11 protein-coding genes are annotated in these 11,841 nt (G+C 51.4%); 10 read left to right on the top strand and 1 reads right to left on the bottom strand.

Annotated elements, in window-relative coordinates; translation table 11 throughout:
* The 9 genes from amrA to JRI95_13330 all read left to right on the top strand — a co-directional run.
* A partial coding sequence (gene amrA, locus JRI95_13370; GenBank protein ID MBW2062533.1) for an AmmeMemoRadiSam system protein A occupies positions 1-565 on the top strand: 565 nt, incomplete at its 5' end.
* A gap of 20 nt (positions 566-585) precedes the next feature.
* Positions 586-2,748, top strand: coding sequence for a hypothetical protein (locus JRI95_13365; GenBank protein ID MBW2062532.1), 2,163 nt, complete (start codon positions 586-588; stop codon positions 2,746-2,748).
* Between the two features lie 390 nt (positions 2,749-3,138).
* Positions 3,139-3,411 (top strand): transposase, encoded by a 273-nt coding sequence (locus JRI95_13360; protein MBW2062531.1) that lies wholly within the window; start codon positions 3,139-3,141, stop codon positions 3,409-3,411.
* A 436-nt stretch (positions 3,412-3,847) separates the two neighbouring features.
* Positions 3,848-4,336: a hypothetical protein gene (locus JRI95_13355; GenBank protein ID MBW2062530.1), complete on the top strand. Its 489-nt coding sequence runs from the start codon at positions 3,848-3,850 to the stop codon at positions 4,334-4,336.
* A gap of 18 nt (positions 4,337-4,354) precedes the next feature.
* Positions 4,355-4,690, top strand: a complete 336-nt coding sequence (locus JRI95_13350; protein ID MBW2062529.1) for a hypothetical protein — start codon at positions 4,355-4,357, stop codon at positions 4,688-4,690.
* Between the two features lie 104 nt (positions 4,691-4,794).
* Positions 4,795-5,814 carry a methyltransferase domain-containing protein gene (locus tag JRI95_13345; GenBank protein MBW2062528.1) on the top strand — a complete coding sequence of 340 codons (1,020 nt, stop codon included), beginning with the start codon at positions 4,795-4,797 and terminating at the stop codon, positions 5,812-5,814.
* Between the two features lie 32 nt (positions 5,815-5,846).
* Positions 5,847-6,917 carry a nitronate monooxygenase gene (locus tag JRI95_13340; protein MBW2062527.1) on the top strand — a complete coding sequence of 357 codons (1,071 nt, stop codon included), beginning with the start codon at positions 5,847-5,849 and terminating at the stop codon, positions 6,915-6,917.
* A 113-nt stretch (positions 6,918-7,030) separates the two neighbouring features.
* A complete protein-coding gene (locus tag JRI95_13335) occupies positions 7,031-7,288 on the top strand; it encodes a 4Fe-4S binding protein (protein MBW2062526.1) in 258 nt (85 codons plus the stop codon).
* Position 7,289: 1 nt separating this feature from the next.
* On the top strand, positions 7,290-9,161 hold the full coding sequence (locus JRI95_13330; protein MBW2062525.1) for a hypothetical protein: 1,872 nt from the start codon (positions 7,290-7,292) through the stop codon (positions 9,159-9,161).
* 434 nt (positions 9,162-9,595) lie between these two features.
* On the opposite strand, the gene JRI95_13325 is transcribed toward JRI95_13330, so the two are convergent.
* A complete protein-coding gene (locus JRI95_13325) occupies positions 9,596-9,814 on the bottom strand; it encodes a helix-turn-helix domain-containing protein (GenBank protein MBW2062524.1) in 219 nt (72 codons plus the stop codon).
* 378 nt (positions 9,815-10,192) lie between these two features.
* On the opposite strand from JRI95_13325, the gene JRI95_13320 reads away from it, so the two are divergent.
* Positions 10,193-11,638, top strand: a complete 1,446-nt coding sequence (locus JRI95_13320; GenBank protein ID MBW2062523.1) for a sulfatase-like hydrolase/transferase — start codon at positions 10,193-10,195, stop codon at positions 11,636-11,638.
* Positions 11,639-11,841 lie beyond the last annotated feature (203 nt).

Genomic DNA, 11,841 nt, shown 5'->3' with positions numbered 1-11,841 from the left:
AGGTTTAAGTAAAAATGAACTAGCCGCCCGGGATAAGACAGCGCTTTTATCTTTTGCCCGCAAGACGATGCGCCAGTTCCTGACTGCACAGACCTTTCCCTTAGCCAGAGGTTTTGACGCCGTTCTTAAACAAAGGCAGGGCGCGTTCGTGACCCTCAAGAAACACGGCCAGTTGCGGGGCTGTATCGGTCACATGGCAGACGATCTGCCTTTATGCCAGGTCGTTGGCGCTATGGCCCTTCAGGCCGCTTTCAACGACCGGCGCTTTAAGCCGGTCACCCTCAAGGAGCTGACAGAAATTGAAATAGAGATTTCAGTGCTGACGCCTTTTAAACCCGTGGATAAGGCAGCAGATATCCAGGTCGGGCGAGACGGGGTTGTCCTCAGGAAGGAGACCCGTTCGGCCGTCTTTCTCCCCCAGGTGGCCGTGGAACATGGCTGGGGCCGAAACGAGATGCTGGATCGTTTATGTCATAAGGCCGGATTACCAAGAGGCGGCTGGAAGCAAGGCGCTCGGCTCTTCACCTTCCAGGCCATTGTTTTCAGCGAATCTGATTTCAAGTAACCTCATCCCAAGCATCATCGGTGACTCTTTATCTTCTAACCATCGGCATCGTTTCCATCCTGGGCCAGGTACTTATCCTGCGCGAACTTACCGTGGCCTTTTACGGCATCGAGCTGATTTACATCCTGGCCATGGGTATCTGGCTGTTCTGGACCGCGGTCGGCGCCCTGATGGGGCGAAGAAGGTATGTCCCCTCGGCCGCGGCCATCGGATCGCTGTTTATTGTCTTTGGTCTCCTTATGCCCGGGGAGGTGGCTTTTATCCGCGGGATCAGGTTCCTGTTTGGAGGCATACCGGGCTCCTATCTTCCTTTCTGGCAGCAGCTGACTGCCATCACCTTGACCCTGCTCCCGGTCGGGATACTTTTAGGTCTGCTCTTTCAGTGGGCGGCCAAGTTCTATGTCAGCGATGACAGGACCCTGGCCATGGCCTATGCCATTGAAAGCCTTGGCGGGCTGATCGGCGGCCTGAGCTCCACCTTGTGCCTCAAATTCGGAATTCAGAATTTTACCATCGTCATCCTGTGCAGCCTGCTCTCCGTGGGAATATTATTCTTTCCAGGGCAAAGCATAAAGACGCGGCTTAAGTACATTCCAGTTTTAATATTTTGCATGCTGCTGCCTGTTCTCTGGTTCTCGCCGGTTATTGATCTTGAGATGACCCGGTGGAATCATCCCAGCCTCATAGACAGCCGGGACTCTCCATACAGCCGCATTACCATCGCCGGCCGGGCAGGTCAGTTTGTGGTGTTTGAAAACGACGTCTTTTCTTTTGAGACGGAGAGCGCCGCGGCTGAAGAGCTGGCCCACCTGGCGGCCGTCAACCACGACCAACTTGCCCAGGTGCTGATATTAGGCGGCGGGGTGGAAGGAGTGATCACCGAAATTCTGAAACATGCCCCGCGCCAGGTGGATTACGTGGAACTGAATGCGGTTCTGCTCGATCTGACGCGCAAACATCTGCCCTCGAGCTATCAGGCGCCCCTTGAATCGGAAACGGTCAGGATATATCACGCGGACCCGCGAAGTTTTTTAAAGGATGCAAAAAGCTACGATCTCATCCTGGTGGGGATGCCCGAGCCTAATTCCGGGCAGTCGAACCGCTTTTACACGCGTGAATTTTTCAAGCAATGCGCTCATAAGCTCAAACCGGAAGGGGTCCTGGCCTTCCGGCTGCGGTCTTCGGAAAATATCTGGACGCGGCTGGTTACTTTCAGAAACACGAGTATCTATCTTTCCTTGGCCCCTGTTTTTTCCGATGTCGTGGTTCTGCCCGGGGTCACCAATATCATTATTGCCTCAAACGTTTCGCTGAGCCGCGACCCACAGCAACTGATCGAGAGATTCAATCAAAGGAAAATAAAGACGAGGCTGATCACGCCGGCCTATATCAATTATCTTTACACCAATGACAGGTTTGCCGAAATAGCAGGCCGCCTGGCCTCGACCAAAGCGCCCCCCAACACGGATACGCGGCCGATTTGCTACCAGTATTCCAGCCTGATCTGGCTCTCGAAGTTTGTCCCCCGGATGATGAACTGGGATATTTCCTTTTGGCGCACTTCCGCCAGTACGGGGATGATTCCCGGTGTCCTGGCCGCCGGGTGTTTAATAGGGCTGTTTCTTGTGGTCCGCCGCTGGGCCAGACTTCAGCGGATTATCCTGGTGGCCATGGCTGGATTCATCGGCATGGTTCTGGAAACGATGCTCATTCTTTATTACCAGGTCAAAAGCGGGGTGCTCTTTCAAAACCTTGGCATTCTATTGATGGTCTTTATGGCCGGGCTGGCCGCGGGTTCGATTTTGGTCAGGGCGCTGACCGCATCTCAAACGGCTAAATACGGTTTCGTCAGGAAGTCAATTGGCAGAAGCCTGCTCATCGGCTTCGGAGTCCTCAGTTTGATATTTCTCGGTTTATCAAGGCTGGAGTATCAATTTGACATCTTGCCTATCGCCTTTATGCTCTTTGTGACAGGGTTCCTGGTCTCCGGTGTATTCGCTTATGCCAGCCTCTTTGAAGTCAAGGATCAGAAGATCGTGGTGTCGCCTCTTTATGCCGCTGATCTGCTGGGCGGCTGTGTCGGCTCGCTGCTGGGGAGCCTGCTCCTGATCCCCTTCCTGGGCATGAGCCAGTCAGCGGCCCTGGCAGCGATTCTGGCCTTGCTGGCCCTGGCGCTAATCTGAGATGGTTTTTAAAGCAATATTGTCAGGGAGACCCGCTCCGCAGGCCACCCTGACCTACAAGGCAAAATAATTTTACGAACTCAGATCGTTTTTATCCTGGATTATGCGGCAAGACAATTAAAAAAACTCTAGTCTTTCACCCAAATATCTGATATAATGGCTAAAAAATAGTATAAGTGGAGGTTGGCCAGTGTCTGTCAATGGTGAAAGAAAAAAGAAGGCCATAAGACCTGATTTTAACCGATCAATCAGGTTGAATTTTTAGGGAACCAAGCTTTCATCAGACACTGGTTTCTTGCTACTGCGCGAGAGCGATCAGAGGTTTGGGATATGATCCGGGATGATCTTGGCCCACCGTCAGGTCGTTGGCCTAAGTCGGGGGTCAAGGTCATGATCTTTGACTTTCACTATCAAGCCGGCAGTTGGAACAAGCCGAGGCGAGTAGTGTGCAAGATCGATTGGAGTCAAGAGGAGCTTTTCCCCAGGAAGGGCTTCATTGTGACCAATTCCAGAGTGTCCTCCAAGGAGGTCTTGAAAACATATAACAGTAGAGCCAATGTGAAGAACCGGATCAAGGAGGGCAAAAATATCTTGCGTTGGGACAAGACCAGCTGCCACAAATTCGAGGCCAACCAGGCCCGATTGAAGATGGGCATCTTATAGCCCACAACCTGCTGCAAATCCTCTGTGAATTCTATATGAAAGGCGAAGAGGTGCAGCGGTCCATCGAATGGATTATCAGGAAGATCATCAAAGCGGCATCCCGCATTTTATATTACAGTCGGCATTGGTGGGTGCATGTGGCTTCTGCTTTTCCGCTGAGCCATCATTACCGGGCAGTGTTTAGGTATGGGTAATGACCGGCTTTTTGCTTGACCTAAAGGGATGTGAGGAATTACTATGCTCGAAAATTAACAGTTAGGGTTTTTTTCTGTATTTTTGACGAGAAAGCGTCATTATACGGCAGGCAAAGCGCTTTTCAACACCCCCAAATGGTCCAACGCGTTAGATGACGGTTGCGCTATAAATGAAACGCGGCAGGTGCCGCATAATTCCAGGTAAAGTACCGCGAGATTTCTGATAAGCAAGGAGGGGGCGCATGGCCAGCATTGAATATGTAACCTGTTTGAACAAGTCGTACCAGAGTCAGGGTTTTCCGGAGTATAAGTGGTCGGTCTATGATTCGACCTCGTTCGCACCGTTGACAAAACCTTTGAACCGGTCAAAAGTGGGCCTGATCAGTTCCGGAGGTATTTCCGAGGACGGCCAGGAATCTTTTGACGGTTGGGCGGTGAACGACTTTTCCCTGAGAATCATCCCCATCGATACGCCCTTTGACCGGCTCCGGCTTAACGATAACTATTTCGACCATCGAGACGCAGTAAAAGACTACAATTGCATTTTCCCGATCCAACGCGTTCCGGAGCTGGCTGAAGAAGGTTTTATCGGCCAGGCGGCCGAGTTGGCCGTGAGCCTGGGCATGGGGCGAACCTATAAACGGTCCGGACTTTTTCAGCAAACCATCCCCGCGATTGTGAGTGAATTTCAAGAACAGGAGGTGGACGCGACCCTGTTGGTGGCGGCCTGACCACTGGACCATCAGTCCGTGGGACTGATCGCGCGCGGTGTGGAAGAGGCCGGAATCCCGACTGTGTATCTGGGCTCCTGTCTGGATATGATGAAACAGCTTATGGCCCCCCGTACAGTGTTTTTGAATTTCCCTCTGGGCCGCCAATGCGGCCGGCCACACGAACGGGAGCTTCAGATGAATATTCTCAAGGACACACTCACTTTCCTGGAAACCGTTGAAAAGCCGGGCCAGATACTTGAATTGCCTTATAAGTGGGGTGAACCGTTCGATTGGGAAAGCTACAACCGGGACGTGGCTCAAATGATCCTGGAGGAAGGCATACCTCCCCAGGATTGGAAGCCGAAAAAATAACCATTGAAGCCCTTTTCTGTCATTTTGAGAACTATGGAGTTTAATCGTAAACTGGCAATTCTATACATTTGATTTACGGTTCGGAGTCAATACTGGAGGCCCGTATGAAAGACAAAAAACAAAAAGTGGACACGGTTCGTCTTCAGAACTTCGCTTACGGCCACAAGACAGCCAGTGTTTTGTTGGCCGCAGTCGAGCTTGATTTATTCAGTAAGGTCTCCGAGGGCGCCGGGACTATAGAAGAGATTGCCAGGGCGCTGGATATTTCGGTGCTTAATTCACACCGGCTGGTCGCGGCCTGCACGGGAATGGGTCTTTTAACCAAGGACAGCTCGAATTATAGCAATGCCCAAGACGTGGAAAAATTCCTGGTCAAAGGCAAGAGGAATTACGCCGGCCCCTGGCTTCTTTCTCAAAAGTGGGATTTCGAGCGATGGAAGGACTTGGCGGATTTTCTCAGGTCCAAAAAACCAACCTCGATCCTGGGAGGATATGAAGACTACACTTACGAGAAGGCCAAAGCTCTCCATGAGGGGACTTACAGCGTGAGTCTCGGTGCGGGCATGCGGTTCGCCAGGGACGTTGACATGAGCAACCGGTCCCTGATCCTAGATATCGGCGGCGGCTCCGGTGCCTATTGCATCGCCGCGCTTCAGAGTTACCCGCACCTGAAAGCCATCATGTTCGACCTGGAACCCGCCTGCCGAGTCGCGGATGAGTTCATCGCCCAGTGGGAGCTTTCGGACAAAATAACCACTCATCCCGGTGATTTCACCAAAGACCCTTTTCCGTCAAGCGCGGATATAATGATTCAGGCCAGCAACCTGCCCCAGTACAGCTCCGAACGTCTCACCCAGGTGTTCACCAAAGGATTTGAGGCCATGAAACCGGGCGGAGAGTATCATCTGGTAGGTGAGGCCCTGGATGAGGAAAAAGGAGGGCCGCTCGGTCCATCGCTGTGGGGGATCGCCGAGGTTTTCGCCAGCAGTGAAGGCCGGTCCTATTCGGAAAAAGAGGTGCAAAAGTACTTGGAGGAAGCCGGGTTTATTGACGTCACGATCAACGAATTCATTCCCGGGTCCTTAAGCCGTATTACCGGACAAAAGCCGAAACAAGCAACTTAAAAATTTATGAATCCAGAAAGGAGCCGGGACAAATGAAGACCAAGATTACGGAGTTGTTGGAGATCCAATACCCTATCGTCTTGGCTTCAATGGCCTGGATCACGGATGCCGTTTTAGCTGCGGCTGTATCCGAAGCCGGGGGCCTGGGAACAATCGGTCCGAATTCTGGTTCGGAGACGGTGACCACGGATGTGAGGGAAACAGGTGAACGTTTGCGCGCCGAAATCCGCAAGTGCCGGTCCCTGACGGACCGCCCCTTTGCCGTGAATTTTGTTGTTGGGGTAGGCGGCCTGGATCGTGAGTACAGCGACTGCTGCGTGGAAGTGGGTATTGAAGAGAAGGTACCGGTGGCCATTGTCTCGCAAGGCAGCCCCCGGGTCTATACCACGCGGCTCAAAGAGGCGAGCATGAAGGTGATCCATGTCTGCTCTACCGTGCGGCACGTCCGCAACGCCGAAGAATCGGGAGCGGACGCGGTGGTGACTTCCGGTACGGAAGGAGGCGGGCACAGCGGGTTTGACCAGATCACTACTCTATGTCTGGTGCCTCAGGCTGTGGAGGCCGTTAGAATTCCGGTCATCGCCGGAGGAGGCATCGCAGACGCTAAGGGACTCATGGGCGCTCTGGCGCTGGGTGCCGAAGGCGTGTATATGGGCACGCGTTTCATGGCCACCCAGGAGTGCCCCGCTCATCCAAACGTGAAACAGGCTTTGCTGGATGCCACCGATACCAGTACCGTCGCCGTCCAGCACGGGAGTCCTGCATTAAAAACCGGCGCGGGCGTCGGGGACCGGGGGTTTGTCGAGGAACGCCGCGGATCGGTCAGGCTGCTTATCAACGACGCCTTTAACCGCCGTTTTACTCAAAAGGACGGCCGTCCTTCATATGACGAAGCTTTCTCCGGTCAGGAACAACCAGACCCAAATGTTCAAAGCAATCGCACCGTGGACGCGTTCATTCGAGGAAATCTTGAGACAAACTCGATAACGGCCGGGCAAGGCACGGGTTTGATAGATGATATTCCCACGTGCCGTGATCTGATTGAGCGCATTGTGCGCGAGGCCCAGCCAATCCTCCACCGATTGAATGAGATGTATAACTGAAATAACGCCCTTTTTCTATAAGAAGCTGATATTTTGGCTAACTCGGTGTAAAAACCAGATCAACGCGGCAACTGGTACTCAATCTTGGCTTAATCGAAAGGGAGATCGAGTTAATGGAAAAAAAGAAGAAAGGACAGCCCATCGAGATTTTCTCCGAACGCTGTACCGGTTGTCTAATTTGCGAGCTGCGTTGTTCGCTGAGATTTGAAAAGGCCTTCAATCCAAGTAAGGCCAGGATCAGTGTCCGGCGGTTGGTGGGCGCGGACACAGAATACGCCGTCGCCTTTGAGGATGATTGCGACAACTGCGGCATCTGCGCCCGTCATTGTCCGTACGAGGCCCTGATTCAGAAAAAAGTGAAAGGAGCCTGACATGAACGGATACATGGGACGCATACTATATGTGGACCTGACTGAAGGCCGAACACGGACCGAGGCGCTGGATCCGGAAATGGCCAGGAGTTTCCTTGGCGGTTGGGGGGTGAACGCCCGTCTGGCCTGGGACGCGATTCCCCCCGAAGCAGGAGCTCTGTCCCCGGAAAACGCCATTATTATTGGCACCGGCCCCTTTTCCGGAACCATTGTTCCTGGGTCGGCCGAATTGTCGATCACAACCAAACTGCCTCTTTCAGGCGGTATCGGCACGGGCTGCGGCGGCGGTCATTTCTCTTTAATGCTCAAGACCTCGGGCTACGATCATGTGGTTATCACCGGTCAGGCTGCCCATCCGGTTTATCTCAAGATTTACAACGACGACGTTGAAATCCTTCCGGCCGACGATCTCTGGGGACGAGACACCTATGAAACCGTGGATGCTTTGCGACTGCGTCACGAACCCTGCTCGATCATTCCTATCGGCCTGACTGGCGAAAATCGTGTCGGCATCTCGGTGACCTTTATCGACAAGGGCGGGTCCTTGGGTTTCGGTGGCCTACCCGCGGTCATGGGTGCCAAGAACCTCAAGGCCGTGGTGGCCTGCCAGGGCGATCAACCACTCCATGTGGCTGATCGAAGACGGCTGACCAAGGCAGTTGATAGGATGATGGAGAAAGTTAAGAGTTACCGATTGAGGCCCAAATTAATCAAGGGCGGAACTTTTGCCATGACCGTGGAATGGCTTTCAGCCATGGGTCGAAGCAGTGGGAGCTGGGAAGATATCCACAACGCCGTCCGCCAGGCTTTAGCCTGCCCGAGTTGCCCCATGGCAGACAAAGAAGTTAAACGGTTGCGCGAGGGAGAATTCTCACCGAGCACAGCCTATATGACCGATTTTTTGGGACAGGATGAATCCAGCGCAGCCACACCATTGGACAACCACAACCGAGCCGTCAATCGGGTGGCCGTATTTAATCGTCTTGGTATATGCCGCATCAATTTTAATAACGTCCTGAACCTTATGGTTTCACTTTACGACAAGGGCATTCTGACCAAGAATCAGACGGGTGGGATGGAAATTAATAAGGACTATGACACGGTCTTGAGGTTGGTCGAGATGACCGCCCGGCGTGAAGGTTTCGGCGACATCATGGCCGACGGGCCGTTGGGGGCAGCCCAGCGTCTGGGTCCGGAAGCGGAAAAGCAGGCCATCCACATCAAGGGCTGCTCGCCATTCATTGACCCACGGCCGGACAGCATGAACTCAATGGCCTTCGCCCAGATGGTCCACCCAGGCCGTTCAAATTATGCCTGTGGCGGAACCGGCATTTATATGCAAGGCCGGCCAATCGAGCAGTTTGTCCACCACGCTAAGCGGACCGGCATGTCAGATGAAAGCATCAGCCGCACTTTTACCGCCGAATCCTTTGAAGTGCCTCGGTTGACCAAACACACCGAAGATTGGTATTCCCTCTTCAATTCCCTGGGTCAATGCCACCGTCTGTACATTCATCGTTTCCAGAGCATGGACTATTTTCTCGAATTCTATGAGGCAATTACCGGCGAAGAGATGGATCCAGCTAGGTTACTCAGACGGGGAGAACGGGCCTGGAATATGCAAAAGCAACTCAACGTGCGACTGGGTTTCGGCCGGGAGCACGATGCTGCTCCCGAGTTATGGTTTGAACCGATGAAAGCCGGTGAGAAGGAGCTGCCCATGATGGACTATTATAAACAAAAGATAATCACCAAGACAGATACGGAGCGTATGTTGGACGAATACTACGAGGCTCGAGGTTGGAACCGAGATACAGGAGCACCTTTACCAGAACAACTCAACGCCCTCGGTCTGGATGATTTTGCGGTTTGAATTCATGTTCGGTATGGTACGAGCGCTTAAAACCTCGGCCATGATTTTGATGCTTCAATAATAAAAATCTTGATAACCTGTATCAGAGAGTGAGTTGGTCGAATTTAAGTTAGTAATCTAACCTTTAATGGCCGGAAGATATGAAATGGACTATCAAACTATACTGATCGAGAGATCTGAACCTGTCTTAAAGTGTCCTGAATCAGACTTGAATTGACAGTGTCCCCCTAGTGTTTGGTTAATCTATCAAATCAACTCCTATGCCGCAAGTGGAGAAACCGCCGCCTCCGACGAGCTATTTTGAAAGCCCGCTCTCGGCGGCGGTCCATCGAATGGATTATCAGGAGGATCATCAAAGCGGCATCCCGCATTTCATATCACGGTCAATGTTGGTGGGTGCATGCAGCCTCAGCTTTACCGCGGGCTCATCATTATCAAGCGGTACTTGGGTCTAAGCCACGGCCGGGCCGTCGATCCAAAAGATCTTCAAAACCTTCTTCTTCGTAACGCCGCCTCATCCGGTAAAAGGAACTGACCGAAGTCCCCAATAGCTCAGCCGCATTTTCGCAACTGAAACTATGGGACCGATATTGATTGTAAATTTCCTCAAATCGCATCATCCTGATTCCCTGGAGCACTTCTGATCGTTTCATGGGTGCACCTCCCAGTGGAGATACACCCTCATTGGTCATATCATGTGCTAGCGACACAGTTTTTTTGATCTTATTTGACATTTAGATAAAATAATATTATAACAAGTTCTGTTGGATTATCATAGTCAGTAACATGTTTAATTAATTAAGAATACGTTTTACAGCCGCACGGGCCGGGGTCCGAAAATAACACTAAAAAAAGGACTTGTCTCCCTGTACCGCCAATTGGAAGGCACGCCACGTCTCTTTACAAACAAACCCCAGGGACTTTACCTGAAGGCCTATTTCCCCAAGGAGATCGGCGAAAAAATCCCTGTGGAAGAATTAAAAGGACTCTTTTCACCACCGCGCTACAAACCTCATCGGAAGGAGTAAAGAATGCCAGAATCTAAACCTAACATCATCTACTTTTTTAGTGATCAGCACCGCCATGATGCCTTGGGTTGTGCTGGAAATGATTTTATTAAGACCCCCAACCTGGATGACATGGCCAGCGAAGGGGTGCGTTTTAGCCGCACTTACTGTCAAAGCCCGGTGTGTCAGCCTTCACGGGCCTCGGTTATTACCGGGCAGTACACGCATCAGCATGGCATCTCAGAAAATTTTACCAAAGACTTTGATCCGGAGTGGCCCACCATGATGAAGCAGCTTCAAAAAGCCGGGTACACCACGGCTAAGGTTGGCAAGACGCATTTTTACAGCCCGAAACCGGAAAACATGGTGGAACAACCTGACAAAAAAGGGATTGATCTCCGCCAGTATAACGATTTTGTCCGCTCCTTCGGCCTGGATTACATATTAGAGGAGTTTGATCGGTACGTGCACGCCTTTCCTACGGTGGATCTTATCACGCCATATTCCGAGCACCTGGAGGCCAAGGGACTTCTCGAACCCTATAGGGAGCAGATTCGCTCGATCTGGCGGATGACGCCCAATCACTGGGATGGCGTAACCAGTGTCCTGCCACAGGAAGACGACCTGACCTCCTTTATTGCTAAAGAAGCCACTGACTGGCTTAAGGGCTACGATGGTCAAAAGCCGTTTTTCCTGATGGTTTCCTTTGTTGAGCCTCACGTGCCTTTGATGGCCGATCCTGTCTGGGCCGAATATTACAGCAAGGTTAATATCCCTCGCGGCCCCAAACAGCCGCCGATCAAATCCAATGAAGTCGCTGGGCGATATCTGGACAGACTTTTCAAGCACAGTAACTCGGAACTGCTAACCGATGAGTATGTCCTCAAGGGAGCCAGACAGTATTACGGTATGGTCTCACTGATAGATGAGCAAATCGGCCATATCATTCGCACTATTAGAGAGCTTGGTTTAAGTGATAATACCTGGTTATTTTACTCTGCGGATCATGGCGAGATGCTAGGCGATCATAACCTTATGGCCAAGATGAATTTTTACAAATCATCGGTTTTAGTCCCTGCTATTATTCGGCCGCCTGAACCGATAGAACCGAAGGTGGTAGATGGAATCATAGAGTCAATTGATTTAACCGGTTCCATTATAGATATAGCCGGGGCAGAGCCTATTCCAGGCTCAGACGCCCGCTCACTGCTGCCTTTTCTGGAAGGTAAAGGCACTCCTCGAGAAGTGGGCTTCAGCGCTATTGAAGCCAGCGGTATAAATATTTATCTGGTCATGGCCGCGACCGAGAGATACCGCCTGGTCATTGACCGAACCACAGGCACGCCTTGCGAACTTTTCGACCTCAAGGAGGACCCGGATGAGCTGAAGAACCTGGTAGATGACCCGGCTTATAAAGAGATTTACGACGATATTATGAATAACTATCTCGAGCCTCATCTGGCCCTTTAGTCGATCGTCTCTTTTTCGCCAGCAGGTTTTTCTGACAGGATAATTTTATCCGATTTTTTTGATCTTACTTGACATTTAGATAAAATAATATTAGGTTCTTCTCCAAAAGAGTTGGCAAATTAGTTTAAGAGGGCACATTGTGTTAGTGCATAACTTATTAATAATACAAATATTTTCATTCTTTAGCTTCCCAAATCTATTTA

Source organism: Deltaproteobacteria bacterium (assembly GCA_019308995.1).
GTDB lineage: Bacteria > Desulfobacterota > Desulfarculia > Adiutricales > JAFDHD01 > JAFDHD01.
The sequence above is the reverse complement of the archived record's forward strand: the minus strand, read 5'-3'. Positions and strand labels throughout refer to the sequence as shown.

Coding starts and splice junctions, on each gene's coding strand:
- JRI95_13340 (MBW2062527.1), top strand. CDS start 5,847: ATGAAGACCAAGATTACGGAGTTGTTGGAGATCCAATACCCTATCGTC.
- JRI95_13345 (MBW2062528.1), top strand. CDS start 4,795: ATGAAAGACAAAAAACAAAAAGTGGACACGGTTCGTCTTCAGAACTTC.
- JRI95_13325 (MBW2062524.1), bottom strand. CDS start 9,814: ATGAAACGATCAGAAGTGCTCCAGGGAATCAGGATGATGCGATTTGAG.
- JRI95_13360 (MBW2062531.1), top strand. CDS start 3,139: ATGATCTTTGACTTTCACTATCAAGCCGGCAGTTGGAACAAGCCGAGG.
- JRI95_13320 (MBW2062523.1), top strand. CDS start 10,193: ATGCCAGAATCTAAACCTAACATCATCTACTTTTTTAGTGATCAGCAC.
- JRI95_13355 (MBW2062530.1), top strand. CDS start 3,848: ATGGCCAGCATTGAATATGTAACCTGTTTGAACAAGTCGTACCAGAGT.
- JRI95_13335 (MBW2062526.1), top strand. CDS start 7,031: ATGGAAAAAAAGAAGAAAGGACAGCCCATCGAGATTTTCTCCGAACGC.
- JRI95_13330 (MBW2062525.1), top strand. CDS start 7,290: ATGAACGGATACATGGGACGCATACTATATGTGGACCTGACTGAAGGC.